A 25,776-nucleotide genomic window follows, 5' to 3' on the forward strand; every position below is an offset into this window, starting at 1 on the left:
GAGTAAGCTAATGATCGGTTACGTTACGGTCGGTACCAACGATCTCGAAAGAGCAGCTAAGTTCTACGATGCCATCGCTGCGGAACTCGGGGTTGGCCGAATGATGGATTTCGAAACCTTCATCGCCTGGGGCAAATGGGATGGCGGTGCCGGTATCGCTGCGACCAAACCTTTCGATGGTGAAAAGGCGACCGTAGGGAATGGCACGATGGTGGCGCTTGAGGCGAAGGACCGTGCCCAGGTCCAGCGCCTCTACGATATAGCGCTTGCCAATGGTGGCAGCGACGAGGGAGAGCCGGGTCCGCGCGGGGAGCCGGACGAGAACGGAATGCTGTTCTACGCCGCCTATTTCCGCGATCCTGACGGCAACAAGCTCAATGCCTTCCTGATGGACAAGGTCGCCTGATGACCGGCCCGCGCCGTCTCGCCGACAGCTTCGTCCATCTGGGCCTCGGCGCTACCGCCGTGCCCCAGCCTCCTTTTGACGGGATGGAGTGGTACGAGGCCTATGACGAGCGGCACGGAGCCGATGGCCGGGAAGGACGGCTGGTCAGCCAGCATACTTTCGAGGAAGGCTGGCCGAGCTGGGAAATGCATCCGGCTGGCGACGAGTTGGTGATCTGTACCGAGGGCGAGATGGTACTGCATCAGGAATTCCCCGACGGTCGCTGCGAGAGCATGACCCTCCATGCAGGCGAATATGCGATCAATCCGCCCGGTGTATGGCACATCGCCGACGTCGCGGAACGGGCGACCGCCATTTTCGTAACCGCAGGCGAAGGAACGCAGCACCGCCCGCGCTGAGGCTTGCGCGGCAATGAACGCGGACAGCTGAACGCGACACTTCGATACAATTCGGCCTGTCTTCGGGATAAAGCTGCGACAATGCCTCTCTAGAAGGGAACACGAGCTGCGGCGGGCCCTCCTGTTTCTCCCCCTCCTCCCGACGGACCGCCGCAGCTCTCCCAGTTTGGAGAGAATGATGAAAAAGACCGCAATTGGATTTTCCGCCGCCGCACTGGCATTGGCTGGAACCGCTGCTCTTTCGCAGGGGCCGATGGGCAAGGTCGATACCGATGGCGATGGCAGTGTCACCCGCGCCGAAATGGCCAGCCATGGCGCTGCCATGTTCGCCAGAATGGATGCAAATGGCGACGGCGTGATCAACGCCGAAGACCGCGCCACCCGCCGCGCTGAAATGTTCGCCAAGGCCGATACGAATGGCGACGGCGAACTGTCGCAAGCCGAGATGGAAGCACGGCGCGATGCGCGGATGGAACGCCGGGAAGCACGCGCCGAACGCCGCGCCGAGCGCATGGCAGAGCGCTTCGCCAACATGGATACGGATAACTCCGGCGGCCTCACCCAGGAAGAAATGCAGGCAAATCGCGAAGCGCGTGGCAAGCGTGGCCATCACGGCAAACGCGGTGGTCGTCGCGGCGGCATGATGATGATCCGCATGGCGGATGCCGATGGCGACAAATCGATCACGCGAGCCGAGTTCGACGCCGCACAGGCCGCCCATTTCGCTAGGGTCGATACCAATGGCGACGGGAGGATTACCGCCGCCGAGCGCGAAGCCGCCCATCAGAAGATGCGCGCCGAAGGGAAGGCGAAGCGCGAAGCCGACCGGTAAGGCGCTTGCGCATCTCGCAAGCCTCACGGTAGGCGCGAAAGCCGATCCATGAACGATAACGCGCCCACCACCCTCCTGCTCGTCGACGACGAGCGAACGCTACGCGAGCCCCTGGCCGAATATCTCACCGGCCAGGGTTTCGTCGTGCGTGAAGCGGACAGCGCAGCCATGGCGCGCAGTCTGCTCGGCACGGAAACGCCCGACCTCGTCCTGCTCGACATCATGATGCCGGGAGAGGACGGCCTTTCGCTCTGTCGCCACCTCGCCGAGACCAAGAAAACGCCGGTCATCCTGCTGACCGCCAAGGGCGAAGCAATGGACCGGATCGTCGGTCTCGAGATCGGCGCGGACGATTATGTGACGAAACCCTTCGAACCGCGCGAACTCGTGGCGCGTATCCGTTCGGTCCTGAGACGTGCCGAGCGCGTTCCGGAAGATGCTGCCGAGGACATGCTGTACGCATTCGAGGGCTGGAAGCTCGACCCGCTGAAGCGCCGCCTGATCGATCCCGAAGGCACTCTCGTGCCGATTTCGACCGCCGAATTCCGTATGCTGCGCGCCTTCTGCGATCATCCGCGCCGCGTCCTCGATCGGGACCAGCTGCTCGATATGGTGCAAGGCCGCGAAGCGCACCTGTTCGACCGTGCGGTCGATAACCAGATCAGCCGGCTACGCCGAAAGATCGAAGCAGACAGCCGCAACCCGCATTTCATCCAGACCGTCCGCGGTGGCGGCTATCGCTTCGCCGCCGAAGTTACGCGGATGGCGCAGGATAGCCGGTGACGCGCTGGCTTCCGAAGAGCCTGCTCGGCCAGGTTACGCTGGCAGTCGCGCTCACGCTGTTCATCGTCCAGGGCGTGAACGGATTTCTGGCGTGGAGCATCGAAAAGGATCGCGCCGAAACCGGCTTGGTAAACACGCTGGGCCTGCGCCTCGTCGCTTCGGCCCGCATCCGGGAAGGCGGGGCGGAAAAACTTGTGGCCCGGATCAGCCCTGGCCGGGAAGTGTCCCGCCGTAGCGAACAGGACCGCCCGCGCCGGATGGGCCGTCGGTTCTCCGGCACCGATTTCACACGAGAAACCGGCTTCCAGACCTTGCCGCAGGATCGCGCGATGCCCGAACTGCAGGAACGCCTTGCGGAGACATTGCGCGAGAACGGCCGCGAATTCACCGATATCAGGCTGGTCGAGCGGCCCGTATCGGCAGATCCGATCGCGCAGCGTTTCCTGCAGCGCCTTGCCCTTCGCCGTGGTTATGCGCCGGAAGACCTGCCCGATTCCATCGCGGTCGCCGGGATTACGGACGGCAATGGCTGGGACGTGGTCCGCGCCCCGATCCGCAAGCCGCATGAAAGATACGGCCCGCTTTTTCCCTTGCTCCAGGCCGGGATACTTACCCTGCTCCTCTCCTTCGTCCTCTGGCTCGTCCTGCGCCGGATCACCGGACCGCTCGCCCAGTTGACGACGCGAACCGAGGAATTCTCGCGGCGGCCCGGCCAGTCCGAGCCGATGGAGCCACACGGGCCGGAAGATGTCCGCCGTTTGATTGGCGCGCATAATGCGATGGAGGCAAGGATCGGTGCCATGCTGGCCGAAAAGGACGTCATGCTCGGCGCGATCGGGCACGATCTCAAGACTCCGCTGGCCGCCCTGCGCGTGCGCGTCGAAAGCGTCGAGAATGCCGCGGCGCGCGAACGCATGGTCGACAGCATCGAGGACATCACGCTTACGCTCGACGAAATCCTTGCGCTTGCCCGCGTCGGCAAGTCGGACGCCGCGCCGGAAAGGACCGACCTTGCTGCACTGGCTGCCTCGGTAGTCGAGGAATTCGAGGACATGGGAGAGACGGTCGATCTGGAAACGCAGCGCATCGTCGCGACCATCCACCTCACCTGGCTCAAGCGCGGGCTGCGCAACCTCGTCTCGAATGCCCTGCGTTATGGCGGCGGCGCCCGGGTATCCGTATTGCAAGAAGGAGATGCCGCCGTGCTGCGCGTAGAGGACAGCGGGCCGGGCATCCCCGAAGACCGCATCGCCGACATGCTGGAGCCCTTCACCCGCGGCGAGGCAAGCCGCAACCGCGCCACCGGCGGGGCGGGGTTAGGCCTGACGCTGGCACGCGCCGTGGCCGAACAACACGGCGGAGAACTGCATTTGTCGAACCGTCCCGGCGGCGGATTGCGGGCGGAATTCCGCCTCCCGCTCTAGCGCATCAATCCGCCGATAATGTTGCGCACGAATGCCGTGGCGCCGGTCCGCAGCGGATTGGCGCTCGATTTCTTGCCCAGTACCGTCGCCACCGCGATCGAGGTCAGCGACCCTGCCGCAGCCGTGGCCGCGGCCTTGCCCGCCCTGCCCCACATCGAAGTCGATTTGCGGCTACGCTTCGCCACTTCTTCCCGCCCCTTCTCCGCCACCTCTTCGGCGGTCGCGGCAGCATCGGCAGCCTTGGCGGCAAGCACTTCCTCGGCGCTCTCGCGATCGACGGCATCGTCATATTTCCCGTCCAGCTCGCTAACCGAATTGACGATCTTGCGCTCCTTTTCGGTGACGGGGCCAAGGCGAGAATGCGGCGGCTTGATCAGCGTGCGCTGAACCACCGTCGGCGCACCGTCCTCGTCGAGAGTAGAGACCAGAGCCTCGCCGACCTTGAGTTCGGTAATCGCTTCTTCGACATCGAGCTCGGGATTGATGCGGAAAGTCTCGGCGGCCGCCTTGATCGCGCGCTGGTCGCGCGGGGTGAAGGCGCGCAATGCGTGCTGGATACGGTTGCCCAGTTGCCCGGCGATCTTTTCGGGAATGTCGATCGGGTTCTGCGTCACGAAATAGACGCCGACCCCCTTCGACCGGATCAAACGCACGACCTGCTCGACCTTGTCTTCCAGCGCTTCAGGAGCGTCGTCGAACAGCAGGTGCGCCTCGTCGAAGAAGAACACCAGCTTCGGCTTATCGGGATCGCCAACCTCGGGCAGGGTCTCAAACAGCTCGGCGAGCAGCCACAGAAGGAAGGTTGCGTAAAGCTTGGGTCCGCGCATCAATTTGTCGGCGGCGAGCACGTTGATGATGCCGCGGCCCTGCTCGTCCACCTTCAGGAAATCGTCGATCTCCAGCGCGGGTTCGCCGAAGAACATATCCGCGCCCTGGCTTTCGAAACTGAGCAACTGCCGCTGGATTGCCCCGACACTGGCCTTGGAGACATTGCCATATGTGCCCGAAAGCTCGCTCGCATTGTCGTAGGCGAAACTGAGCATCGATTGCAGGTCGCCGAGATCGAGCAGCAGGAGCTTGTTCTCGTCGGCATAGCGGAAGACGATGTTGAGCACGCCTTCCTGCGTCTCGTTCAGATCGAGCAACCGGGCGAGAAGCAACGGCCCCATTTCCGAAATCGTCGTGCGGATCGGGAAACCCTGTTCGCCGTAGAGATCCCAGAAGACCGCGGCGTTATCGGCATAGGCATAGTCGTCCATGCCCAGTTCTTTCGCGCGGCCTTCCAGCTTGTCGGCGTGTTTGAATTGCGAGGAACCGGCCATGGATATGCCGGCCAGATCGCCTTTCACGTCAGCAACGAATACAGGCACGCCGTTGGCGGAAAAGCTCTCGGCCAGGCCTTGCAATGTCACGGTCTTTCCGGTCCCGGTTGCGCCCGCAATCAGCCCGTGGCGATTGGCCTGTTCGAGCCGCAAATACTGCTTTTCGCCATGCGCATCCAACCCGAGGAAAATCGTGCTCATATTCTTCCCGTTCTTTTTCGATGTATGTGCCGATGTGGCGCAGGCAGGGCGCCAAGGTCAAGCAATGGCTCGACTTGGAGCACGAGGGCTGTAAAGGCATTGGCACGATGGCGGGCCGGCATCCTTTCATACTGTTGGACGATGCGCGCGAGAGCGGCGCTGCCGATGCCCTGCTGTATGAGAACCCGCAGCAGGTTTTCATCGCCAATCGTCCCGGCGAGGTCGAAGCCGTGCTTCACGCTGCCGAAACCGCACGACGTGAAGGCGGGGAGTTGGCAGGCTATATCGCCTATGAGGCGGGGCTGGCGCTGGAAGAACGGCTGGCAAAGCTTGCCCAAGGCAAGACGGGCGGCGCAGGGCCGCTGGTCTGGCTTGGCCTTTTCAACGCACCGGAGCGCATTGCCGCCACCGATATGCCCGCATGGCTTGCTGCTCGCGCGCAGGGTGCGGGGAGCGTCGGCCCGCTGGAGCCGCAAATCTCGCCCGGCGGCTACGAGGTTGCATTCGAGCGGTTGCAGGAAGCGATCCGTGCAGGCGATATCTACCAGGCGAACCTGACCTTTCCGCTGGCAGGTAACTTCACCGGTGACCCGCTGGGCCTCTATGCCGCGCTGCGACCTGCGGCGCGGGCTGGCTATGGTGGGGTGATCTTCGACGGATCGCACTGGCTGCTCAGCCTGTCGCCCGAATTGTTCGTGTCCCTGAGAGGCCACGAGGCAAAGGCCAAGCCGATGAAAGGCACGCGTCCGCGTTCCGCCGATGCCGGGCAGGACGAAGCCCTGGCCGACGAACTTGCGAATTCGGTCAAGGACAAGGCCGAAAACCTCATGATCGTCGACCTGATGCGCAACGATCTCTCCCGCGTGGCCGAGGCGGGCAGCGTGCGGGTGGACGAGCCCTTCGCGATCGAGAGCTATCCGACGGTCCACCAGATGGTGAGCGTGGTACATGCCCAACTGCGCGAGGATATGGGTGCAGTCGATCTGGTGCGTGCGCTTTTTCCCTGCGGTTCGATCACCGGTGCGCCGAAGATCCGCGCAATGGAGCTGATCGACGCGGTGGAGCGCGAACCACGCGGTCCCTATTGCGGTGCCATCGGGCGGATCGGGACGGACGGCGATGCCGCTTTCAACGTCGCAATACGCACCTTGCGGCTGACCGAAATCGAGAATGCGCGCGGCAAGGCCGTGCTCGGCGTGGGCGGCGCGATCGTTGCCGACAGCGAGCCGCGTACGGAATGGCGCGAGGCGCTCCTGAAAGGCGCATTCGCCAGCAAGTCGTCGCCCGAACACAAGGCGTCGCAGTTCGACCTGATCGAGACCATGCGCTTCACCCCCGAGGAAGGCATCCCCCTGCTCGAAGCCCATCTTTCGCGGATGAAGGACAGCGCCGCGGAGCTGGGCTTCGTGTTCGACCGCCATGAAGCGCGCAACCAGCTTCACGCCTGCTGTTTCGTCCTCGACGAGCCGGGCCGCATCCGTCTGCTGGCTTCGCGCAGCGGCGCCATTGCTCTGGAGGTGCAGGGCATGCCCGATGCCTGGCCCAATCCCGCCACGTGCATCATCCTCCCGCTGCCGGTGGATTCCGGTGACTGGCGGCTGCGCCACAAGACCACCGACCGCGGCTTTTATGAAGATGCGCAGGCCATCGCCCGGCGGCATGGTGCGACCGAGGCATTGTTCGTGCGCGAGGACGGCCTGCTGACCGAAGGGTGCGTCACCAATATCTTTGTCGAGCGCGATGGCCTATGGCTGACCCCGCCCGCAGCACTCGGCCTCCTGCCCGGCGTGTTCCGCCAGTCGCTCCTCGATGGGGGCAAGGCGCGCGAAGCCGAACTCACCATTGCCGATCTCGAGGACGGTTTCTTCCTCGGAAATGCGCTACGCCAGATGGTGCGCGCCGAACTGAAAGCCGTATGACCGACATCCCGATTATTTTCGAAGACGGCGAAGCGCTGGTAATCAACAAGCCTGCGGGCATTTCCGTGGACCGCCCCAAGCGCGGCGGGCCGTGTCTGGAAGACCATTTCGAACAGCTCCGTCTCGGCTTCCAGCGCGATCCCTCGCCGGTCCACCGGCTGGATACGGACACCAGCGGCTGCCTGCTGCTGGCGCGCAATCCCAAGGCGTTGAAGCGATTCGCCAAGGCCTTCGAGGACCGGCTCGTGACCAAGCGTTATGTCGGTGTCGTTGCAGGTATTCCCGAGGGCGAAGAGGGCACGATCGAGCTCTCGCTTTCCAAGATCAGCAGCGCGGAAAAAGGCTGGCGCATGATCGCCGCCAGGAAGGGCAAGCCCTCCATCACCCACTGGCGCAAGTTGATGGAAAATGATGGAAAGGCCCTCCTCGAATTCCGTCCGGAAACCGGAAGGACGCACCAGATCCGGATTCATTGCGAGGCGGGACTCGGCGTGCCGCTATTGGGCGATCCGGTTTACGGGAGTGGCAAGGGCGCGCCGCGCACCATGCTGCATGCGGCAGGCCTGGTGGTCCCGCGCGAGAAGAAGCCCGCCATCGAGGCGGCCGCGCCGCTGCCGCGCGAGTTCGCGGCGCTCGGGTTCGCGGATGGGTAGAATCGTCGACCGTGCGTTGGAGATCGCCGAGGAGAAATTCATCGCTTCCTCCGGCCCGGGCGGGCAGAATGTGAACAAGGTCGCCACGGCGGTGCAGCTCCGGGTGGACGTATTCCAGCTCGGCCTGAGCCCGGAAACCTTCGAGCGAATCAAGGAAATCGCGGGCAGCAGGTTCACCAAGAACGGCGAAATCGTCCTCACCGCCAACGAGTATCGCACGCAGGAACAGAACCGCGAGGCGGCGCGGGAGCGTCTGATCCAACTTGTCAATCAAGCGCTTGATCCGCCCAGGAAACGCAAGAAGAGCAGGGTGAACCGCGTGGGCAAGGTGAAACGCCTCAAGGCCAAGAAGGTGCGCGGCGACGTGAAGGCCAAACGCGGCAAGGTCGAATGGTAATGCCTGCTGCGCCCGGCGCTTGACTTTTCCCCGTGAATCACACAAAGGGCGCGCCGGACGGCGGTGCGACACGCGCCGCCCTTATTATTTAGGCCGTCTCTCCATCGCGTGGGGCGGACCCTTTTCGAAAGATCTTTAGGAACACGCCATGGCGAAGCCCGCAACCGTCAAGATCAAGCTCGTCTCGACCGCCGACACGGGCTTCTATTACGTGACGAAGAAGAATCCGCGCAACCACACCGAAAAGTTCGTCTTCAAGAAGTACGATCCGGTGGCGCGCAAGCACGTCGAATTCAAGGAAGCCAAGATCAAGTGATCTTGCCGGGCCGTGCGGTCCGGAAGCTGAACGGCGGGAACGCCTTTAGTTCAGTGACAGTTCAATGCTCCGACTGTAATTCAGGAGCATGAGCACCTTGTCTATCTTCAAGAATCGTCCCGTCGCCTCCGCACTGGCGCTTGCGCTATCCGTGGGCGTCCCCGCATCCTTCTATGCCGCACCGGCCCCCGTCGAGGCGGCGGCCGGCGATCTCGACCGTGCGGTCGCGGCATTGCGCGGCATTTCCACCATGAAGGCGAACTTCGTCCAGACCGACCGCAACGGCCAGGCCGTTTCGGGCGTGATGACGCTGAAGCGCCCCGGCAAGATCCGTTTCGAATATGAAAAGGGCGTGCCGCTGCTGGTCGTCTCGAACGGCAAGTCGATGTACATGATCGACTACGAGGTGAACCAGGTCCAGCGCTGGCCGATCAGCAATTCGCCGCTGGGCGCGCTGCTCGACCCGAGCCGCGACGTGAAGAAATACGGCAAGCTGGTCCCGACCAGTCACAGCGATGTCGTCAGCATCGAGGTCCGCGATCCAAATCGCCCGGAATTCGGCACAATCACGCTGATCTTCGCACGCGACGGATCGGCTCCGGGCGGTCTGCGTCTCACGCACTGGGTGGCGCTCGATTCGCAGAATCACCGCACCACGGTTCGCCTGAGCAACAACCGCTACGGGGTGTCGGTTGCCGACAGCGCATTCACCTTCAGGGATCCGCGCCGTTCATCCCGTCGCCCGTAAATACCATTTCGGCGACAGGCCGTTCGATTGTTGCGATTCCCCGATGTCGAATGTTCATTGAGCAGCAAGCCGGGCAGGCCTAGAACCGGGTTATCGAAGCGGTGGCAGCAATTTCCCCCCTGTTGATTGCCCGCCCAAAAAACCGCTCGATATCCAAGCGTGACGAACGCTCACAAGGAACCCTCGAGCCAATGCCCCCGGCTCGAGGGTTTTTGTGTGCCCCCTCAAACGCCGGGCGCGGCGCATCCGCGTCGCTTGGCTTCGCGCCAGTCGGCCTTTGACTGCCGTGATCGGGAACCCACTTCCCTGGACAGCGGTCTCACTCTCTTGATCGGGCCAATGGAGGGTAAACGAGCGCGGCATGGCCGCGGATATTACCGGTCGGCATGTATGTTCAAAGGTACCGGCTCTCGCGGCGCAATCTTGTCGAGCGTGATCGTTTCGAAGCGCTCAGTAAACAGTGCTGCGGCCGCTTCCATGGTATCCACCATCACGGCGTTGACATTCTTTTCCACCAGGCAGTCGGAGTTCCCGCTGCGGTTGCCGATAGCAAAAAGATTGGGCCGACCGAGCGCCTCGTAAACGTCGAGGAGCGTGATCTCGCACAGCGGACGCGCCAATTGCCATCCTCCACCATGCCCCTTCTCGGAACGCACCAGACCTGCCTCGCGCAGCCCCGCCATGGTCCGCCTGAAAACCGCCGGATTGGTTCCCATGCTCCGGCTCAGCACATCCGATGTAAGCAGTTCCTTCGTCTGATCCATGTGGAGAAGCACATGGAGGACATCGGACAGGCGGGTATCTCGATTCATTGTAAAGCCTTTGTTGCGCGTTCGGCGTCGGACACTGCCATAGCGCGTGACAATGCAAAAAGATTGTATCACTTGTTGATACATGACGCCATCGCAGCTATAGTATCTTCAAATGTTACATGAGCGGATGCTCGCAGTCCACTGCGGACGGTCCGCCCCTGCACCAAGGAGATACATATGACTTTCGACGCGATCATTGTCGGCGGGAGCTTTGCGGGTTTATCGGCCGCGCTCTATCTCGCCCGGGCGCGCCGTTCGGTGCTGGTGCTCGACACAGGCACCCCCCGCAATCGCTTTGCCGCCGCCTCTCACGGCTTTTTTGCCCAGGACGGGAGCAATCCCGGGATCATGCTCGAAGCCATGCGCGGACAGGTGGCGGCCTATCCGACAGTGCAGTTCCGCGAGCTCGCAGCCGTGGAGGCTGCCCGGCATGAAGACGGGTTCCGGGTGACGCTGGCGAATGGCGAGGCGGTGGCAGGGGCCAGGTTGCTGCTGGCCTTCGGAATCAGCGATATTCTGCCCGAGCTTCCCGGCCTCGCCGAACGCTGGGGGCAAACCGTTATCCATTGCCCCTATTGTCATGGCTATGAATTCAGCGGCAAGCGGCTTGGCGTCCTCAATACCTCGCCAAAATCGGCGCATCAGGCAGGTTTGATCCCCGAATGGGGACCAACGACCTTCTTTCTCAACGGCGGCACGATAGAGCCGGACGTTGCGGCCCAGCTCGACGAGCGCGGCGTCACAATCGAAGCCGAGCCCGTGGATAGTCTTGTCGGCGAAGGGGCAGCCCTGTCGGCAATCCGTCTGCGCAACGGCATCGAGCAACCGATCGACGCTCTGTTTATCGGTCCCCGCAGCCGTTTCAACAGCGATATTGCACAAGGGCTCGGGTGCGAGATCGAGGACGGCCCCCTCGGATCGGTGATAGCGGTCGACGAGATGCAGGCGACCAGTATCACCGGGGTCTATGCCGCCGGCGATATCACGCGAATGGGACATACCGTCACCTTCGCCTGTGCGGACGGCGTCACGGCCGCGCTGGCAATTCATCGTTCGCTGGTGTTCGGAGGCTAGCCGTCATGGAGCGCAAGCATTCACCCTTCGACCATCCGGACGCTATCGCTTCCTATGAAGTGAATGCCGTTCGCAACGTGCCCGGGCTAGCCGACCTCCATCGCATGGTGATGCTGCTGCTTGCCGAACGGGCTGGAACAGACGCGCATATACTCGTCGTAGGTGCAGGCGGCGGAATGGAAACCAAAGCAATGGCCGAAGCGCAGCCAGACTGGCATTTCACAGGTGTCGATCCATCATCGGCAATGCTTGATCTTGCGCGCCGGAAACTGGCGCCATTTGCAAAGCGAGTCGATCTGATTGAGGGCGCCATTGATCAGGCACCAGATGGCCCTTTCGACGGTGCAACATGCCTTCTCACGTTGCATCATCTCGACCGCACTTCACGTCTGCAGACTTTGCGAGGGATTCATCACCGCCTGAGGCCCGGTGCCAATCTGGTGGTGGCAGAGCATACGGCGCCCGGTCCTGATCCTGGGCGCTGGATGAGGCTTTCGGTTGCCTTTAGCGGTCGCGAGGGGCCTGATCCGGCAAAATCCGCAGCCACCGCCAAGCTGATGACAGAGCGACTGCCCCTGCTTTCTCCCGCGCGGGAAGAAGAACTTCTATGTGAGGCGGGATTTACCAATGTCGAGCTATATTATGCCGCATTCTCTTTCCGCGGCTGGGTCGGAACAGCCTGCTAATTTCAGACGATGAGCCCGAGCGTTATTCCGTATCCCGGGGGCGGTATATTCAATTGCGGATCGGGCGTGCCCGCGGATGCGGGTGCGAAAAACAGGGACTCAAACCTAGACCCCCGCGCCGCGTCCCCCTATCTCCGCGCCATGGTCTCTGTAGCTACCTGGAACATCAATTCCGTTCGCCTCCGCATGCCCATCGTCGAGCGCTTCCTGAAAGATGCCGCGCCCGACGTTCTCTGCCTGCAGGAAATCAAGTGCCAGGAGCACCAGTTCCCCTATGAGGCGTTCAGGGCGCTGGGCTACGAGCATATCGCCGTGCACGGCCAGAAGGGCTATCACGGCGTGGCCACGGTCAGCCGGGTGCCGATCCGCGAATTTTCGCGTCACGACTGGCAGGACAATGGCGAGGCGCGCCACGTCGGCGTCGAACTGCCCGAGCACGACGGCATGATCGTCGAGAACGTCTACGTGCCCGCCGGGGGTGACGAGCCGGACCGCGAGATAAACGCCAAGTTCGGCCAGAAGCTCGATTTCCTCGAGCGGATGACCCGCTGGGCCGATGCGGTGGACCGGCCGACGCTGATCGTGGGCGATTTCAACATCGCGCCGCTGGAAAGCGACGTGTGGAACCACAAGCAATTGCTCAAGGTCGTGAGCCATACGCCGATCGAGGTCGAAAGCCTCCAGCGGTTCATGGATGCCCACGGCTGGGCGGACATCGGGCGCGAGCATATCAAGGCGCCCGAACGCTATTACAGCTGGTGGAGCTACCGCGCGAAGGACTGGAAGGCGAACGATCGCGGCCGCCGGCTCGATCACATGTGGGCCAGCCCCGAACTCGCGCGGCAGGCGACCGGGCATTCGGTCCACGAATATGCCCGCGACTGGGAAAAACCGTCCGACCACGTACCGCTGGTGACGGAGTTCAGCATCTGACTTCCCCGTCGCCTTCTCGCCGGGCGGCGCTGGCGGTGGATGCCTTGCGCCACGGCTGGCCGCTGGCGATCGAAGGTGCGCCGTTGCTGCAACCGGTCGAGACGGCATTCTCGGAAATATCGGGGGAGGCAATACTGGTCTCCGCCACCCGCGCGGCCACGCTCAAGCTGGCCAACCAGCGCGAAGCCGCGGTGCCGCGCACGCCTGTCCTGCTTCGCGGAGCGGAAAGCTTCGACCTGTCCGCCGCGCTGGCGATCGCCGATCCGGCGCTCGATTTGCAAAGCCCGCTCAAGGGGCCCTTCAAGGCCTTGCCGCTGGCGTGGGAGGAACAGGCACGGGCCGCGCTCGAACTGGCGCGGATTGCGGGCATCCTTCCGGCCTTCCTCGTCGATCCGGCGGGAGCGACAGAGCCGGCATCGCTGGAGGTCGGCGATCTGGTCGCTTTTGCCGATCCTACCCGACTGCATATCGCCTCGCGCGCACGCCTCCCCGTCGCCGCGGCGGAGGACGCGCATATCGTGGCCTTCCGCAGCCCGGACGATACGCGCGAACATGTTGCGCTGATCATCGGCGAACAGCGCGTGGACCGGCCGCCGCTCGTCCGCCTGCATTCCGAATGCCTGACCGGCGATATCCTCGGCAGCCTGAAATGCGATTGCGGCCCGCAGCTCGACGCCGCCCTGCACGCCATGGCGCAGGAAGCGGACAGGGGCGGCTGGGGCGTGCTGCTCTACATGCGGCAGGAAGGGCGCGGGATCGGGCTCGTCAACAAGCTGCGGGCCTATCGCTTGCAGGATCAGGGTTTCGACACGGTCGATGCCAACACGCGGTTGGGCCTGCCCGACGAGGCGCGCGATTTCCCCACGGCGGCGCGAATGCTCGACCTGCTCGGCGTGAAGGAGATCCGACTGATGACGAACAATCCCGCGAAGGTCGCAGCGCTGGAGGCCGAAGGGGTGGAAGTGTCCGAGCGCGTGGCGCATTCGCTGCCCGACAATCCTCACAACGCCCGCTATCTCGCCACCAAGCGTGACCGGGCGGGACACCTGCTGCCATGAGCGCGCTCACGATCCGGCCCGAGACGCGGGCCGACTGCGCGCAGATCAGCGTCGTCACCGAGGCCGCCTTTGCCGATGTCGAACATAGCGACGGGAGCGAGGTGAATATCGTCGAACGCCTGCGCGCCGATGGCGATCTTGCCCTGTCGCTGGTCGCCGAGGATGGTGAGCGCATCGTCGGCCATGTGGCGCTTTCGCCGGTCCGCATATCGGACGGAAGCCAAGGATGGTTCGGGCTGGGACCGGTCAGCGTCCTGCCTGCCTGCCAGCGGGGAGGCGTGGGTTCGGCACTGATCAACCGCGGCATCGCCGATTTGCGTGAGACGGGCGCGCGCGGGATCGTCCTGCTGGGCGATCCGGCCTATTATGCGCGCTTCGGTTTCCGGCACGATCCGCGGCTGGTCTATCCCGGCCCGCCGCCCGAGTATTTTCAGCGGCTGGTCCTCGAGGGCGAACCGCCCGCTGGCACGGTGACCTACGCTGCGGCGTTCGGCTGAAGCCGCCTGCCGATCGCCTGTCCCATCCGGACGGCGTCACCGGCCTTGAGCCCCGCGTCCCATTCCACCCTGCCGGGTTCGAACAGCAGCACCACGGTCGAGCCGAGGATGAAGCGGCCCATTTCGTCACCCGCGCCGAACGCATGGGCGCCGGGTTCGAAGCTTTCGCGCACCAGCCGCGGATGGTGGGTTTCGACCAGCCCGCTCCACACCGTCTCGATGCCCGCCACGATCATCGCGCCGACCATCACACTGGCGAACACGCCGTCCGGGCCGGTAAAGAGGCAGGCGAGCCTTTCGTTGCGCGCGAAGAGGCCATCGACATTCTCTGCCGTCACCTGGTTCACCGAAAAGAGATCGCCGGGCACATAGGCTGTCGATGCAAGCGAACCCGCAGCAGGCATGTGGACGCGGTGGTAATCGCGCGGGGAGAGATAGATGGTGGCGAAGCTGCCGCCTTCGAAACGCTTTGCCGCCCCGGCATCGCCGCCGAGGAGCTGGCTGGCGGTGAAATGCCGCCCCTTGGCCTGGAAGATCCGGTCTTCGTCGATCCGTCCGATCTGGCTGACCGCTCCATCGGCGGGGCTGAGGATGTGGGTCCGGCTGTCGGCCAGCGGACGCGCGCCGGGCTTGAGTTCGCGGGTGAAGAAATCGTTGAAGCTCTTGAACTCCTCCACCCGTCGGGCGGCCTCCCCCATGTCGACATCATAGGCGTCGATGAACCGGCGGATCAGGAGGTTCTTGAGCCAGACGGCTTCGCTGGAGGCGATCTTGCCGGCGCCGCGCGAAACGAGATGGTGCGGAAGCGCGTGCTGCAGCCAGATGAAGGGGGATGTCATGGAATGGAGCCTTAGCGGGGCCGCGGCTCAGCGCAACTGGCTGTCCTTGCTGCCGCGCCGGTTGATGCCGGTCTGCCGCGAGGATGCATCGCGGCCCGACTGGCATGCGACACAGGTCCGCACGCCGGGCAGTGCAAGCCGCCGCTTCTCGGGGATTTCTTCGCCGCATTCGTCGCAAAATTTCGCGCTTTCGCCCTTGGGCATACGTGCGCGGGCGGCGCTCACTGCGTCGCTCACCGTATCGTCGATCTGGTCCTGAACTGCGCCGTCACGCGCCCATCCGCCTGCCATTGCAAACTCCTTCACCCGAATAACGGACAGGAACCTGCTCTCGTTCCGTCAGAAGAACAAGGCGGCGAGGCGGATCAGGCCGACCGAAATGACGGGCGACGCCGTAACCACGGTCAGCCCTCGGCAGGAGGACGCCCCCTGCGCGGAGGCGGGGACGGCTTCACCTCGGCCCCGCGCGCCTTCAACGCCTCGCGCAGCAGCATTTCGATCTGCGCATTGGCGCTGCGCAGCTCGTCCGCCGCCAGGCGCTCGACCGCGGCGTGAACCGCCGGGTCGAGACGCAGGGCAAAGGCTTTCTTCTTGGACATGGACGCGGGCTCTTGGCCGTCAGTAGATCGAACCGGCGTTGACCACCGGATGCACGTCTCTTTCGCCGCACAGGACGACCATCAGGTTGGAAACCATCGCGGCGCGACGTTCGTCGTCCATCTCCACGATGCCGTCCTGGCTCAGCTTGGTCAGCGCGTCCTCGACCATGCCGACCGCGCCGAGCACGATCTTGGCGCGCGCGGCGATGATCGCATCCGCCTGCTGGCGCTTGAGCATGGCGCTGGCGATTTCGCTGGCATAGGCGAGGTGGGTGAGGCCCGCCTCGTCGACCACGATGCCCGCGACCTTGAGCCGGTCGTTCAGTTCCTCGAGCAGTTCGCGGTTGACCACGTCCCCGCCGCTGCGCAGCGTGACTTCCTCGCCTTCGAAATCGTCATAGGGATGGCGCGAACCGACCGTGCGCAGGCCCGCCTCGATCTGGATGTTCACGAATGTCTTGTAATCGTCGACATCGAAGCTCGCCTGCGCGGTATCGGCCACGCGCCACACCACGTTGCAGGCGATCTCGATCGGGTTGCCGCGCAGATCGTTGATCTTCACGCGTTCGGAATGGATATTGTGCGCGCGGGCGGAAATCTTGTTCCGGCCCATCCATGGCCAGACCCAGCGCAACCCCTCGGTCCGCTCGCTGCCGCGATATTCGCCGAACAGCGTGATGACGACGGCCTGGTTCGGCTGGATCATGAAAAAGCCCGCGGCGAGGATCAGCACGCCCATCAACGATACGATCAGCGCGCCGATGAAGGTGAGCTTGGCCCCCTTCGATGCCTCGCCTTCCGGGAAAATCCCGGGCAGGAGAAAGGCCAGCCCCGCGACGACCACCACGAGGATGATCAGCATCATATAGCCATTGTAACTGGACGCCGCGCTTTCGCGGCTGGTGTTCATCCCCTTGAGTTCTACCGACATGACGAATCGTTCCTCCGATATAATTATGATATCATATTTATATCGTCAGGTCCGCAGGTCAAGCGGAAGCGGTCAGTGGCGGGAGATTTCCTCGAGGAAGCGTGTTCCATAGGCTTCGAGCTTCTTGCCGCCCACGCCTGTGATGCGGCCCATCTGCGCAATGGTCGACGGCCGGCTGGCGGCCATCTCGCGCAGGGTCGAATCGTGGAAGATGACGTAGGGCGGAACCTGCGCTTCGGCGGCGAGTTCGCGGCGCAGTTCGCGCAGCGCGTCGAACAGCGGATCGCCCACGGGATTGGCCTCGCCGCTCCCGCCTCCCCGGCTGCGGCGCTGGCGTTTCGGCGGGACTACGATCTCTACCTCGCGCGCGCCCGTCAGGATTTCCCGCGCGCTGCCGCCCAGCGCCAGTCCGCCGTGTTCGGTGGGGACGAGATCCCCGCGCGCCTGCAATGCACGCCCGAGCGGCTGGAGCAACCGCGCATCTTCGCCCTCGACGATACCGAAAACGCTGAGCCGGTCATGCCCGCGCTGGCGGATGCGCTCGTCGTTTGCGCCGGTGAGGACCTTCTGAATATGGCCCAAGCCGAAGCTCTGGCCGGTGCGGTAGACGGCGGACAGCAGCTTGCGCGCCAGCTCGGTGACCTGCGTGACCGCGGGCCGGTCGAGGCAATTGTCGCAATTGCCGCAGCTCTCGGGCGGGCTTTCCCCGAAATGGCGCAGCAGGACCGCGCGCCTGCACCCCGCCGTCTCGACCAACCCCGCCAGCGCATCGAGGCGGGCGCGTTCGGCATTGCGGCGATCCTCGTCCACTTCGGCGAGCCGCGCACGGGCCGTGGCGAAATCGCCCGCGCCCCAGAACATGGCGGCTGCCGCCGGATCCCCGTCACGCCCGGCGCGGCCCGTTTCCTGGTAATAGGCCTCGACCGACTTGGGCACGCCGACATGGGCGACGAAGCGCACATCAGGCTTGTCGATCCCCATGCCGAAGGCGACCGTGGCTACGATCACCATGTCTTCGGATGCGACGAAGGCGGCCTGGTTGGCGGCCCGCGTCTCTGCCGGAAGCCCGGCGTGATAGGGCAGCACCTTGCGGCCCGTGGCAGCGGCGAGCTTTTCGGCCAGCTCCTCCACCTTGCGGCGGGTCTGGGCATAGACGATGCCGGGGCCGGGGCGTTCGGCCATGAGGGCGGCGATCTGGCGGACCGGGTTGTCACGCGGGCGGATGGCATAGCGGATGTTCGGCCGGTCGAAGCCCGCCAGCACCAGCCCCTCTTCCGGAATGCCGAGCTGGGCCATCACGTCGACGCGGGTCTGCCCGTCCGCCGTTGCCGTCAGCGCGAGCCGTGCGACATCGGGGAAGGCGTCCATCAGGGGGCGCAGCATCCGGTAATCGGGGCGGAAATCGTGCCCCCACTCGGACACGCAATGCGCTTCGTCGATGGCGAAGAGGGCCAGCTTGGAAGAGGAGAGAAAGTCGCGGAATGCCGGCTGGCTGGCGCGTTCGGGCGCGATGTAGAGGAGGTCCAGTTCGCCTGCGCGGAAGGCGTCCTGCGTTTCGCGCCAGTCGGCGTCGGCGCTGGTCAGCGTGGCAGCGCGGATGCCGTTGGCCCGTGCGCTGCGCAACTGGTCGTGCATCAGCGCGATGAGCGGGCTGATGACCACGCAGGTCCCCTTCAGCATCACCGCGGGAAGCTGGTAGGTCAGCGATTTTCCGGCCCCCGTCGGCATGACCGCCAGGCTCGATTTGCCCGCCAGCGTGCGCTCCACCACCTCCGCCTGCCGACCGCGAAAATCGTCGAATCCGAAGGTGGCGCGCAGGGTTTCGCGGGCGTTCGGCATATCGAGGGTCGGGCTGGAGGCCATGCACCCCTGTTGCCGCCCGCGCCGCCCTGCGCAACCGGCCAAGGCGTTTTTTCCCTTGGCCTCTTGGTGCCGGAACGATTAACCCTGCCGAAACCATCAAAGGAGAATGCCATGAAGTTCCGTATTGCCGCCGCCGCCACTGCCTCGCTCGTACTTGCCGCCTGCGGCAGCGCCGACGATGCTTCGACCGAAGCCGAAGCCGACACCGTAGAAGTCGCCGCCGACGAGGCGATGGAACCGGTAACCGACGAGCCGGTCGCCGACCCCGACGCCAATGTCGTGGCCGACGATGCGCAGGCTGAAGCTGCAGCCGAAGTCGAAGCTGCCTCGGTCGAAGCTGCAGGCGACAATGCCGCCGCGACGGCCGAAGCCGCGATGGACGCGATGGCGGAAGAATCGGCCGAGTAAGTTTCCGCGCCTGGAGGGTGGGCCGGCCATGCGCCGCGCCCGCCCCTTTTCCGTAACGGCTTTGTTTACCGCGCCCCGGGGAGATAGCATCGCCGCCATGAACCGAATCGCCCTTCCGCTCGCCGCGAGTGCCTTTATCCTCGCAGGATGCAATTCCTCGACCGAGGGCACCGACCCCGGCCCCGTGACGCAGGAAGAGGCGGAAGCGCTCGAAGACGCTGCCTCGATGCTGGAAGAACAGCGGATGCCCGAGGAAACGCCCGACCCCGAAGCAACGCCATCGACTGGAGAGAGCGAATGAGCACCGCCGCCAATCCCGGAATGGATCAGGACACATTCGACCAGTTCCTCGAACAGCTCGAACGCTATGTCCGCGAACGGCTGATTCCGGCGGAAAAGGACGTCATCGAACAGGACAAGGTCCCCGACGATATCCTGGCCGAGATGAAGGACATGGGGCTGTTCGGCCTCACCGTTCCAGAAGATTATGGCGGCGCGGGGCTGAACATCACCCAATATGCCAAGGTCGTGCAGACCATGGCCTATGCCGCACCTGCCTTTCGTTCGATCTTTTCGATCAACGTCGGCATGTTCAATTCCGCGATCAAGAACGGCGGGACCGAAGCGCAGAAGGCCGAATGGTGGCCGCGCATCGCCAGCGGAGAGATCGCCTGTTTCGGCCTGACCGAACCGGGCAGCGGCTCTGACAGTGCTGCCATGCAGACGATGGCTCGACCCGATCCGGACGGGAACGGCTGGATCCTCAACGGCACCAAACGCTACATCACCAATGCGCCGCACGCCAATGTCGCGCTGATCATGGCGCGTACCGAGAAGGAAGCGCTGCCCAAGAACGCGCATGTTTCCGCCTTCATCGTTCCGATGGATACTCCCGGCGTGTCGACCGGAAGCCCGGACAAGAAGATGGGCCAGTCAGGCAGCCATATCTCCGATGTCATGCTCGACGACGTGCATGTGCCGGGTGATGCATTGCTCGGCGGCGAGACGGGTCAGGGCTTCCGCTTTGCAATGATGAGCCTCGACAATGGCCGCATCTCGGTCGGCGCGGCAAGCGCGGGCTATGCGCGCCGCGCGCTCGATTCCGCGGTGAAATACGCCAACGAGCGGCAGGCTTTCGGCGAACCCATCGCCAACTTCCAGCTGATCCAGCAGATGCTCGCCGAAAGCTGGACCGAAATCTATGCCGCCGAAGCCATGATGGCCGACGTTACCGCGCGGGTCGACCGCGGCGAGGACACGGTCAAGCACGCCGCGGCGTTCAAGGTCTTCGCCTCCGAAATGTGCGGGCGCGTGGTGGACCGCGTGGTGCAGATCTATGGCGGGGCGGGCTATCTCGCGGAATATGACGCCGAACGCTTCTTCCGCGATGCGCGGATCTACCGCATCTACGAAGGCACCACGCAGATTCTGCAGCTGCAGATCGCCAAGCGGATGCTGCGCGAATATGCGGCGGGTCTGTAATTTCACTGGTCATTCCCGCGCAGGCGGGAAACCAGTTCGGAGCGTTCGCACTTCGGCGCTCTGGATCCCCGCCTGCGCGGGGATGACTCATGTATAACCTCCTGGACGATCTCTCGATCATAGAGGCGTCGAGCTTCGTCGCCTCGCCCACCGCCGGGCTCTATTGCGCGCAGATGGGCGCGGAGGTGATCCGTGTCGATCACAAGGAAGGCGGGCTCGATTACGATCGCTACATGCTGACCGAAGAGGGACGCTCGCTGAGCTGGGAGAACCTCAACCGGGCGAAGAAATCGGTCGCGCTCGATCTGCGCAGCGCAGAGGGGCGCGAACTGCTGGTCGAACTGTCGGCAAAAACCGGCAACCTCATCACCAACCTGCCCGAAAAGAGCTTCCTTTCGCACGATGCCGTCGCGGCTGACCGGCCCGATCTCGTCAGCGTACGCATCATGGGCTGGCATGACGGACGGCAGGCGATGGATTTTACCGTCAACGCCGCCAGCGGCTATCCGCTGATGTGCGGCCCGGAAGACTGGGACATGGAGACCGCGCCGCCGGTCAACCAGGTGCTGCCCGCCTGGGATTTCATCACAGGCGCCTACTGCGCCTTTGCGCTGGTTTCGGCGATCCGCCACCGCGATCGTACCGGCGAGGGCAGCGAACTGCGCGTGCCGCTGGGCGATGTGGCGATCGGCACGGTCGCCAATAGCGGCGCGATGGCCGAAATGCTCTATCGCGGCGGCGACCGCGAACGGCTGGGCAATGCGATCTGGGGTGCGTTCGGGCGCGACTTTCGCACGCGTGACGGCACGCGCTTCATGGTCGCTGCGCTGACCGCCAAGCAGTGGGCAGGGCTGGTGAAAGCCTTCGATGTGGCGGAGCAAATTGCCGCTCTGGAAGAACGGGAGGGCGTACGTTTCGCCGATGGCGACCGCCCCCGTTTCGAACATCGCCGCGCGCTGTTCGACCTGTTCCAGTCGCGCGCCGGTTCGATAGACTGGAACGAGCTCGAACGCCGGATGGGGGCGGAAGGCTGCACCTTCGAGCGGTACCGCACCATGCACGAAGCAGCGAACGACCCCGTTCTCGTCGGGGAAAACCCGCTCTTTACCCGCTCATCGGGCAACCCCTCGGGGTTCGAATATCCCGCCACCCGCAGTTTCGCCAATATCCCCGGTCGCGAGGCAGGCGCGCCTGCACCCGCGCCCTATCTCGGCCAGCATACCGAGGAAGTGCTCGCGACGAGGCTCGGCCTGTCTTCGGGCGCAATCGGCCAGCTGGTCGACCGCGACGTGGCACGATTGTCGGACCAACGGCCATGATCACCGTTCGCCCTGAGCTTGTCGAAGGGCCGTACTTCCTTTGGGCGGTGGAACTGAAGAAAAAGGGCGAGGCTTCGACAAGCTCAGCCCGAACGGATCGAGAGGTATTTTCGTGACTGAACTCCGCCGCGTCGCCATCTGCAAACCGCTCCGCACCCCCGTGGGCAAGTTCCTCGGCAGCCTCGTCCCGCTGGAGGCGGGCGCTCTGGGGGCGGTCATCATCAAGGCGCTGGTCGAACGATCGGGCATCGATCCCCTGCGCGTCGACGATGTGGTGTTCAGCCAGGGCTATGGCAGCGGCGAGGCACCCGCCATCGGGCGGTGGAGCTGGCTGGCGGCAGGCTATCCCATCGAAGTGCCCGGTTTCCAGCTCGACCGGCGCTGCGGCTCCGGCCTGCAGGCGGTCGCGACCGCGGCGATGATGGTCCAGACGGGCGCTGCCGATTGCGTACTGGCGGGCGGGGTGGAGAGCATGTCCAATGTGGAGCATTACACCACCAGAGCGCGCCACGGAGCGCGGATGGGCGATATGGCGCTGTGGGACCGCCTGACGCGGGGACGGCTGATGAGCCAGCCGATCGAGCGTTTCGGCGTCATCACCGGCATGATCGAAACCGCCGAGAATCTCGCCCTGGACTATGGCATCAGCCGCGAGGCCTCGGACGAGTTTGCGGTGCGCAGCCACCAGAATGCGGCGAAGGCGTGGGTAGAGGGCAAGTTCGACGAACAGCTGGTGCCGGTCGAAATCCCCTCGCGCAGGGGCGATCCCACCATTTTTGCCAAGGATGAAGGCTTCCGCGAGGATGCGAGCATGGAGACGCTTTCCGCGCTGCGCCCGATCGACGGCAAGCGTGACCCGCAAGCCGTGGTCACCGCAGGCAATGCCAGCCAGCAGAACGATGCCGCGGCCGCCTGCCTGGTGGTGGCGGAAGACAAGGTGGAAGAACTCGGCCTCGAACCGATCCTGTGGTTCCATTCGTGGAGCGCGGCGGGCTGCGATCCCAGCCGCATGGGTATCGGCCCGGTCCCGGCGGTAGAGCGGCTGTTCGCAAAGAACGGCCTTGGCTGGGACGACATCGGCCTGATCGAACTGAACGAGGCCTTCGCTCCGCAGGCGCTTGCCGTGCTCAAGGGCTGGGGCTTTGCCGATGACGATAGCCGCCGCGACATCGTCAACGTCAACGGTTCGGGCATCTCGCTCGGCCACCCGATCGGCGCGACGGGTATCCGCATCCTCGCCGACATGGCGCACGAAATGCAGCGGCGCGAGGTGCGCTACGGCCTGGAAACCATGTGCATCGGCGGCGGTCAGGGCATGGCCGCGGTGTTCGAGCGCGCGGCCTAGTTCTCCGGATAATTCGCTATCGGCTGGATCGCGCCATAACTCTCAGCGAGCGGTTTGCGACCAAGATCGGGAAAATCGATGGCAGGCGGCTCCACCGCAGTGTCAGGCAGGCGGTCGAGCAGATCGCGGACCAGCGTCAGCCGTCCGCGCTTCTGGTCGTTGAAATCGACCAGCGTCCATGGCGCCCATTCGGTATGCGTCTGCAGCAACATCTCCTCGCGCGCGGCGGTATAGGCATCGTATTTGTCGCGCGCGGCGAGGTCGATGGGCGAGAGCTTCCAGCGCTTGAGCGGGTCATCCAGCCGTTCGCGCAGCCGTTCTTCCTGCTTTTCCTGGTCGGCCCCCAGCCAGTATTTGAACAGCAGTATGCCGTCGTCGACGAGCATCTTTTCGAATATCGGCACCTGGTCGAGGAACTGGTTCACCTGGGCATCGGTCGCGAAGCCCATCACTTTCTCGACGCCCGCCCGATTATACCAGCTGCGGTCGAACAGCACGATCTCGCCTGTGGTCGGGAGATGCGCGATGTAGCGCTGGAAATACCATTGGCCCTGCTCGGCCTCGGTCGGCGTGCCCAGCGCCACGGTGCGGCACTGGCGCGGATTGAGCTTTTCCGACATTGCACGGATTGCCCCGCCCTTGCCCGCCGTGTCGCGTCCTTCGAACAGGACGACGATACGCTGGCCGGTCACCCGCACCCAGCGCGCCATCGCCACCAGCTCTTCGCGCATCGCTTCAAGCGCGGCCTTGTATTCCTTGCCTTTCATCCTCCGCCTATCTCCCGATTTGAATGGTATCGGCAAAGCTACTATCTATTAGAGCAATATGGCCACACTTGCAGAACCCGAACACGATTTTACCCGTCTGCCGGAAATGCCGGCAGATGTCTTCACCGCGCCGTTGAAGAAGCCCGGACATGTGGGCGACGACTGGCTCGAGCCCAGGCAGGCCGAGTACGACAGCGAAGAAGACGCAATCTGGGACGATCTTTTCAAGCGCCAGATGGAAATGCTGCCCGGCAGGGCGGCGACGGCCTTCATGCAGGGAACGGAGAAACTGGACCTGGGCCGCGGCGGCGTGCCGGAGTTCGGTAAGCTTTCCGAAGAACTCGACAGGCTGACCGGTTGGAGCGTGGTCCCCGTGCCCATGCTGATCCCCGACCACGTATTCTTCTGGCACCTCGCCAATCGCCGCTTTCCGGCGGGCAATTTCATCCGCACGCGCGAGACGTTCGATTATATCCAAGAACCCGACGTGTTCCACGATGTCTTCGGCCATGTGCCGATGCTGACCGATCCGGTCTATGCCGATTACATGCAGGAATATGGCAAGGCCGGCTGGAAGGCGATGCGCTACAACCGGCTGAAGGCGCTGGGCGCGCTATACTGGTACACGGTGGAATTCGGCCTGATCGAGGAAAGGCCGGGCGACATCCGCGCCTATGGTGCGGGCATACTTTCGGGGCCGACAGAGGTGGTCTATTCGGTCGAGGCGGAAAGCCCCAACCGGATCATGCTCAATGTCGACCGGGTGATGCGCACCGATTACGTCATCAGCGACCTGCAGCCGACCTATTTCGTTATCTCGAGCTTCGAGGATCTCTACCGCCAGACGGTGGAGCGCGATTTCGACAAGCTCTACAGGAACCTGGGGCCGGGATTCACCTATGCCAATACGGCGGTGATCGACGTCGATTACGTGGTCCATCGCGGCACGCTCGAATATACGCTGCGCGGTGGCAGGGGATCAGGCGCGAAGCCGGTCTGAGTGCCTCTCGCTTAAACTGACGGCAAGAAAAAGGCCGGCCGGATCGCTCCGGCCGGCCCATTCTCGTGAAACGTAAAAGGCTTACATGCCTTCTTCCATTGCAGCATCCGCCTCAGCTGCGGTTGCCGGATCGGCGTCGTCGACAGCGTCTTCCATCGATTCTTCCATGGCGTCGGTCTGATCGTCCATCGCGTCAGCCTGGTCTTCAGTGATCTGGCCACCTTCTTCCATGGCGTCGACTTCAGCGTCACGCGTATCTTCCATGGCTTCGATCTCGTCCTCAGCCTGGTTTTCGGCAGCGCTGTCACAAGCGGCGAGGCCCAGTCCCAGAGTAGCGACCGAGGCGACGAGCATAGCTTTGGTGAATTTCATTGTTACTTCCCCTTGATTACGGAACACGGGCGGATGCCCATGCTTCCAGATTTATTGGATAATGCATGGCGAAATCAGGGCAAGACCCTTTGACGCACGAAATTGTATAGACCGATCAGCACGATAGCCCCGATGATCGCATACAGGAGAGTGCTTGCCTGGATGGTGCCCAGAAACACTCCACCCGAAGTGGCGAGTCCCAGCCCCAAGGATCCGATGACGCCGGCGACGATATTCCGGAGAATGCTTCGCCCGTCCTCGATCTGCAGGGCGATCGTCCCCATCCAGCCCAGAAGAGCGCCGGTAAGAACGAGGATAATCAAACCCATCAATGCTTCCTTGCGGTTTATACTTGAGGGTTCAAACCACAGAGAGACGGATGGTTCCGGGAA

The 25,776-nt window shown here is 63.8% G+C and carries 31 protein-coding genes; 21 read left to right on the forward strand and 10 right to left on the reverse strand.

Annotated features, from left to right (window positions below):
- The first annotated feature begins 10 nt into the window (after window positions 1-10).
- The 5 genes from K3180_RS10500 (at window position 11) to K3180_RS10520 (ending at window position 3,843) form a co-directional block, all read left to right on the forward strand.
- Window positions 11-406 carry a VOC family protein gene (locus tag K3180_RS10500; RefSeq protein WP_221540660.1) on the forward strand — a complete coding sequence of 132 codons (396 nt, stop codon included), beginning with the start codon at window positions 11-13 and terminating at the stop codon, window positions 404-406.
- Entirely contained in the window at window positions 406-804 is a 399-nt protein-coding gene (locus K3180_RS10505; protein WP_221540662.1) for a cupin domain-containing protein, read from the forward strand. Before K3180_RS10500 ends, K3180_RS10505 begins: the two co-directional genes overlap by 1 nt.
- Before the next feature lie 178 nt (window positions 805-982).
- Window positions 983-1,636, forward strand: coding sequence for an EF-hand domain-containing protein (locus tag K3180_RS10510; protein WP_221540664.1), 654 nt, complete (start codon window positions 983-985; stop codon window positions 1,634-1,636).
- 48 nt (window positions 1,637-1,684) lie between these two features.
- Window positions 1,685-2,419: a response regulator gene (locus K3180_RS10515; protein ID WP_221540665.1), complete on the forward strand. Its 735-nt coding sequence runs from the start codon at window positions 1,685-1,687 to the stop codon at window positions 2,417-2,419.
- Window positions 2,416-3,843, forward strand: coding sequence for a sensor histidine kinase (locus K3180_RS10520; RefSeq protein ID WP_221540666.1), 1,428 nt, complete (start codon window positions 2,416-2,418; stop codon window positions 3,841-3,843). Before K3180_RS10515 ends, K3180_RS10520 begins: the two co-directional genes overlap by 4 nt.
- Here the strand turns inward: K3180_RS10520 and K3180_RS10525 are convergent.
- On the reverse strand, window positions 3,840-5,366 hold the full coding sequence (locus K3180_RS10525) for a helicase HerA-like domain-containing protein (RefSeq protein ID WP_221540668.1): 1,527 nt from the start codon (window positions 5,364-5,366) through the stop codon (window positions 3,840-3,842). The genes K3180_RS10520 and K3180_RS10525 overlap by 4 nt on opposite strands.
- A gap of 107 nt (window positions 5,367-5,473) precedes the next feature.
- On the opposite strand from K3180_RS10525, the gene pabB reads away from it, so the two are divergent.
- The 5 genes from pabB to K3180_RS10550 all read left to right on the forward strand — a co-directional run bounded on the left by pabB (window position 5,474) and on the right by K3180_RS10550 (window position 9,399).
- Window positions 5,474-7,285: an aminodeoxychorismate synthase component I gene (gene pabB / locus K3180_RS10530; RefSeq protein ID WP_221540746.1), complete on the forward strand. Its 1,812-nt coding sequence runs from the start codon at window positions 5,474-5,476 to the stop codon at window positions 7,283-7,285.
- On the forward strand, window positions 7,282-7,938 hold the full coding sequence (locus tag K3180_RS10535; RefSeq protein WP_221540670.1) for an RluA family pseudouridine synthase: 657 nt from the start codon (window positions 7,282-7,284) through the stop codon (window positions 7,936-7,938). The genes pabB and K3180_RS10535 overlap by 4 nt, the downstream gene beginning before the upstream one ends.
- Window positions 7,931-8,335, forward strand: coding sequence for an alternative ribosome rescue aminoacyl-tRNA hydrolase ArfB (gene arfB, locus K3180_RS10540; protein WP_160728373.1), 405 nt, complete (start codon window positions 7,931-7,933; stop codon window positions 8,333-8,335). The genes K3180_RS10535 and arfB overlap by 8 nt, the downstream gene beginning before the upstream one ends.
- A 148-nt stretch (window positions 8,336-8,483) precedes the next feature.
- A complete protein-coding gene (rpmG, locus tag K3180_RS10545) occupies window positions 8,484-8,651 on the forward strand; it encodes a 50S ribosomal protein L33 (protein WP_006832561.1) in 168 nt (55 codons plus the stop codon).
- Window positions 8,652-8,739: 88 nt separating this feature from the next.
- A complete protein-coding gene (locus K3180_RS10550; protein ID WP_221540672.1) occupies window positions 8,740-9,399 on the forward strand; it encodes a LolA family protein in 660 nt (219 codons plus the stop codon).
- Between the two features lie 374 nt (window positions 9,400-9,773).
- On the opposite strand, the gene K3180_RS10555 is transcribed toward K3180_RS10550, so the two are convergent.
- Entirely contained in the window at window positions 9,774-10,211 is a 438-nt protein-coding gene (locus K3180_RS10555) for an Rrf2 family transcriptional regulator (RefSeq protein ID WP_221540674.1), read from the reverse strand.
- Between the two features lie 177 nt (window positions 10,212-10,388).
- On the opposite strand from K3180_RS10555, the gene K3180_RS10560 reads away from it, so the two are divergent.
- The 5 genes from K3180_RS10560 to K3180_RS10580 all read left to right on the forward strand — a co-directional run bounded on the left by K3180_RS10560 (window position 10,389) and on the right by K3180_RS10580 (window position 14,459).
- Window positions 10,389-11,285 (forward strand): NAD(P)/FAD-dependent oxidoreductase, encoded by an 897-nt coding sequence (locus K3180_RS10560; RefSeq protein ID WP_221540676.1) that lies wholly within the window; start codon window positions 10,389-10,391, stop codon window positions 11,283-11,285.
- Between the two features lie 5 nt (window positions 11,286-11,290).
- On the forward strand, window positions 11,291-11,971 hold the full coding sequence (locus K3180_RS10565) for a class I SAM-dependent methyltransferase (RefSeq protein ID WP_221540678.1): 681 nt from the start codon (window positions 11,291-11,293) through the stop codon (window positions 11,969-11,971).
- A gap of 141 nt (window positions 11,972-12,112) precedes the next feature.
- A complete protein-coding gene (xth, locus tag K3180_RS10570; RefSeq protein WP_221540680.1) occupies window positions 12,113-12,904 on the forward strand; it encodes an exodeoxyribonuclease III in 792 nt (263 codons plus the stop codon).
- 35 nt (window positions 12,905-12,939) lie between these two features.
- Window positions 12,940-13,962, forward strand: coding sequence for a GTP cyclohydrolase II (gene ribA, locus K3180_RS10575; RefSeq protein ID WP_221540682.1), 1,023 nt, complete (start codon window positions 12,940-12,942; stop codon window positions 13,960-13,962).
- Window positions 13,959-14,459 carry a GNAT family N-acetyltransferase gene (locus K3180_RS10580; RefSeq protein WP_221540684.1) on the forward strand — a complete coding sequence of 167 codons (501 nt, stop codon included), beginning with the start codon at window positions 13,959-13,961 and terminating at the stop codon, window positions 14,457-14,459. Before ribA ends, K3180_RS10580 begins: the two co-directional genes overlap by 4 nt.
- Here the strand turns inward: K3180_RS10580 and asd are convergent.
- The 5 genes from asd to recQ form a co-directional block, all read right to left on the reverse strand.
- Window positions 14,438-15,298 carry an archaetidylserine decarboxylase gene (gene asd, locus K3180_RS10585; RefSeq protein ID WP_221540687.1) on the reverse strand — a complete coding sequence of 287 codons (861 nt, stop codon included), beginning with the start codon at window positions 15,296-15,298 and terminating at the stop codon, window positions 14,438-14,440. The genes K3180_RS10580 and asd overlap by 22 nt on opposite strands.
- A 27-nt stretch (window positions 15,299-15,325) precedes the next feature.
- Window positions 15,326-15,589 carry a DksA/TraR family C4-type zinc finger protein gene (locus K3180_RS10590; protein WP_221540689.1) on the reverse strand — a complete coding sequence of 88 codons (264 nt, stop codon included), beginning with the start codon at window positions 15,587-15,589 and terminating at the stop codon, window positions 15,326-15,328.
- Between the two features lie 113 nt (window positions 15,590-15,702).
- A complete protein-coding gene (locus tag K3180_RS10595; protein WP_425594525.1) occupies window positions 15,703-15,948 on the reverse strand; it encodes a type II toxin-antitoxin system antitoxin in 246 nt (81 codons plus the stop codon).
- Complete coding sequence (locus K3180_RS10600; protein WP_247710490.1) at window positions 15,917-16,828, reverse strand: SPFH domain-containing protein; 912 nt, start codon at window positions 16,826-16,828, stop codon at window positions 15,917-15,919. Before K3180_RS10600 ends, K3180_RS10595 begins: the two co-directional genes overlap by 32 nt.
- 72 nt (window positions 16,829-16,900) lie before the next feature.
- Window positions 16,901-18,691: a DNA helicase RecQ gene (gene recQ, locus K3180_RS10605; protein WP_221540693.1), complete on the reverse strand. Its 1,791-nt coding sequence runs from the start codon at window positions 18,689-18,691 to the stop codon at window positions 16,901-16,903.
- A 111-nt stretch (window positions 18,692-18,802) separates the two neighbouring features.
- On the opposite strand from recQ, the gene K3180_RS10610 reads away from it, so the two are divergent.
- From K3180_RS10610 to K3180_RS10630, 5 genes are all read left to right on the forward strand, one after another.
- Entirely contained in the window at window positions 18,803-19,099 is a 297-nt protein-coding gene (locus K3180_RS10610) for a hypothetical protein (RefSeq protein ID WP_221540695.1), read from the forward strand.
- 97 nt (window positions 19,100-19,196) lie between these two features.
- Entirely contained in the window at window positions 19,197-19,400 is a 204-nt protein-coding gene (locus tag K3180_RS10615) for a hypothetical protein (RefSeq protein ID WP_221540697.1), read from the forward strand.
- On the forward strand, window positions 19,397-20,581 hold the full coding sequence (locus K3180_RS10620; protein WP_247710491.1) for an acyl-CoA dehydrogenase family protein: 1,185 nt from the start codon (window positions 19,397-19,399) through the stop codon (window positions 20,579-20,581). The genes K3180_RS10615 and K3180_RS10620 overlap by 4 nt, the downstream gene beginning before the upstream one ends.
- A gap of 89 nt (window positions 20,582-20,670) precedes the next feature.
- Window positions 20,671-21,900, forward strand: a complete 1,230-nt coding sequence (locus K3180_RS10625) for a CoA transferase (protein WP_221540700.1) — start codon at window positions 20,671-20,673, stop codon at window positions 21,898-21,900.
- A gap of 112 nt (window positions 21,901-22,012) precedes the next feature.
- Window positions 22,013-23,245 (forward strand): acetyl-CoA C-acetyltransferase, encoded by a 1,233-nt coding sequence (locus K3180_RS10630; RefSeq protein WP_221540702.1) that lies wholly within the window; start codon window positions 22,013-22,015, stop codon window positions 23,243-23,245.
- On the opposite strand, the gene ppk2 is transcribed toward K3180_RS10630, so the two are convergent.
- The gene (ppk2, locus tag K3180_RS10635; RefSeq protein ID WP_221540704.1) at window positions 23,242-24,012 is read right to left on the reverse strand and encodes a polyphosphate kinase 2; all 771 of its coding nucleotides are present in this window, start codon (window positions 24,010-24,012) and stop codon (window positions 23,242-23,244) included. The two genes, K3180_RS10630 and ppk2, sit on opposite strands and share 4 nt — an antisense overlap.
- Window positions 24,013-24,070: 58 nt before the next feature.
- Here ppk2 and phhA point away from each other — a divergent pair, with 58 nt between their 5' ends.
- Window positions 24,071-25,012, forward strand: coding sequence for a phenylalanine 4-monooxygenase (gene phhA / locus K3180_RS10640; RefSeq protein ID WP_247710492.1), 942 nt, complete (start codon window positions 24,071-24,073; stop codon window positions 25,010-25,012).
- 81 nt (window positions 25,013-25,093) lie between these two features.
- Here the strand turns inward: phhA and K3180_RS10645 are convergent, their stop codons facing one another.
- Window positions 25,094-25,384, reverse strand: a complete 291-nt coding sequence (locus K3180_RS10645; RefSeq protein WP_221540707.1) for a hypothetical protein — start codon at window positions 25,382-25,384, stop codon at window positions 25,094-25,096.
- Window positions 25,385-25,458: 74 nt separating this feature from the next.
- Window positions 25,459-25,713 carry a GlsB/YeaQ/YmgE family stress response membrane protein gene (locus tag K3180_RS10650; RefSeq protein ID WP_221540709.1) on the reverse strand — a complete coding sequence of 85 codons (255 nt, stop codon included), beginning with the start codon at window positions 25,711-25,713 and terminating at the stop codon, window positions 25,459-25,461.
- Window positions 25,714-25,776: the final 63 nt, after the last annotated feature.

The organism is Qipengyuania huizhouensis (assembly GCF_019711635.1).
GTDB lineage: Bacteria > Pseudomonadota > Alphaproteobacteria > Sphingomonadales > Sphingomonadaceae > Qipengyuania > Qipengyuania huizhouensis.

Excerpts from the sequence above, each read along its gene's own strand:
- K3180_RS10625 (WP_221540700.1), top strand. The coding sequence starts at position 20,671 with ATGTATAACCTCCTGGACGATCTCTCGATCATAGAGGCGTCGAGCTTC.
- K3180_RS10645 (WP_221540707.1), bottom strand. The coding sequence starts at position 25,384 with ATGAAATTCACCAAAGCTATGCTCGTCGCCTCGGTCGCTACTCTGGGA.
- recQ (WP_221540693.1), bottom strand. The coding sequence starts at position 18,691 with ATGGCCTCCAGCCCGACCCTCGATATGCCGAACGCCCGCGAAACCCTG.
- K3180_RS10505 (WP_221540662.1), top strand. The coding sequence starts at position 406 with ATGACCGGCCCGCGCCGTCTCGCCGACAGCTTCGTCCATCTGGGCCTC.
- phhA (WP_247710492.1), top strand. The coding sequence starts at position 24,071 with ATGGCCACACTTGCAGAACCCGAACACGATTTTACCCGTCTGCCGGAA.
- K3180_RS10525 (WP_221540668.1), bottom strand. The coding sequence starts at position 5,366 with ATGAGCACGATTTTCCTCGGGTTGGATGCGCATGGCGAAAAGCAGTAT.
- K3180_RS10565 (WP_221540678.1), top strand. The coding sequence starts at position 11,291 with ATGGAGCGCAAGCATTCACCCTTCGACCATCCGGACGCTATCGCTTCC.
- asd (WP_221540687.1), bottom strand. The coding sequence starts at position 15,298 with ATGACATCCCCCTTCATCTGGCTGCAGCACGCGCTTCCGCACCATCTC.
- K3180_RS10535 (WP_221540670.1), top strand. The coding sequence starts at position 7,282 with ATGACCGACATCCCGATTATTTTCGAAGACGGCGAAGCGCTGGTAATC.
- rpmG (WP_006832561.1), top strand. The coding sequence starts at position 8,484 with ATGGCGAAGCCCGCAACCGTCAAGATCAAGCTCGTCTCGACCGCCGAC.
- xth (WP_221540680.1), top strand. The coding sequence starts at position 12,113 with ATGGTCTCTGTAGCTACCTGGAACATCAATTCCGTTCGCCTCCGCATG.
- K3180_RS10620 (WP_247710491.1), top strand. The coding sequence starts at position 19,397 with ATGAGCACCGCCGCCAATCCCGGAATGGATCAGGACACATTCGACCAG.
- K3180_RS10610 (WP_221540695.1), top strand. The coding sequence starts at position 18,803 with ATGAAGTTCCGTATTGCCGCCGCCGCCACTGCCTCGCTCGTACTTGCC.
- K3180_RS10500 (WP_221540660.1), top strand. The coding sequence starts at position 11 with ATGATCGGTTACGTTACGGTCGGTACCAACGATCTCGAAAGAGCAGCT.
- K3180_RS10615 (WP_221540697.1), top strand. The coding sequence starts at position 19,197 with ATGAACCGAATCGCCCTTCCGCTCGCCGCGAGTGCCTTTATCCTCGCA.
- K3180_RS10650 (WP_221540709.1), bottom strand. The coding sequence starts at position 25,713 with ATGGGTTTGATTATCCTCGTTCTTACCGGCGCTCTTCTGGGCTGGATG.
- ppk2 (WP_221540704.1), bottom strand. The coding sequence starts at position 24,012 with ATGAAAGGCAAGGAATACAAGGCCGCGCTTGAAGCGATGCGCGAAGAG.
- pabB (WP_221540746.1), top strand. The coding sequence starts at position 5,474 with ATGGCGGGCCGGCATCCTTTCATACTGTTGGACGATGCGCGCGAGAGC.
- arfB (WP_160728373.1), top strand. The coding sequence starts at position 7,931 with ATGGGTAGAATCGTCGACCGTGCGTTGGAGATCGCCGAGGAGAAATTC.
- K3180_RS10590 (WP_221540689.1), bottom strand. The coding sequence starts at position 15,589 with ATGGCAGGCGGATGGGCGCGTGACGGCGCAGTTCAGGACCAGATCGAC.
- K3180_RS10560 (WP_221540676.1), top strand. The coding sequence starts at position 10,389 with ATGACTTTCGACGCGATCATTGTCGGCGGGAGCTTTGCGGGTTTATCG.
- K3180_RS10580 (WP_221540684.1), top strand. The coding sequence starts at position 13,959 with ATGAGCGCGCTCACGATCCGGCCCGAGACGCGGGCCGACTGCGCGCAG.
- K3180_RS10515 (WP_221540665.1), top strand. The coding sequence starts at position 1,685 with ATGAACGATAACGCGCCCACCACCCTCCTGCTCGTCGACGACGAGCGA.
- K3180_RS10550 (WP_221540672.1), top strand. The coding sequence starts at position 8,740 with ATGAGCACCTTGTCTATCTTCAAGAATCGTCCCGTCGCCTCCGCACTG.
- K3180_RS10555 (WP_221540674.1), bottom strand. The coding sequence starts at position 10,211 with ATGAATCGAGATACCCGCCTGTCCGATGTCCTCCATGTGCTTCTCCAC.
- K3180_RS10600 (WP_247710490.1), bottom strand. The coding sequence starts at position 16,828 with ATGTCGGTAGAACTCAAGGGGATGAACACCAGCCGCGAAAGCGCGGCG.
- K3180_RS10510 (WP_221540664.1), top strand. The coding sequence starts at position 983 with ATGAAAAAGACCGCAATTGGATTTTCCGCCGCCGCACTGGCATTGGCT.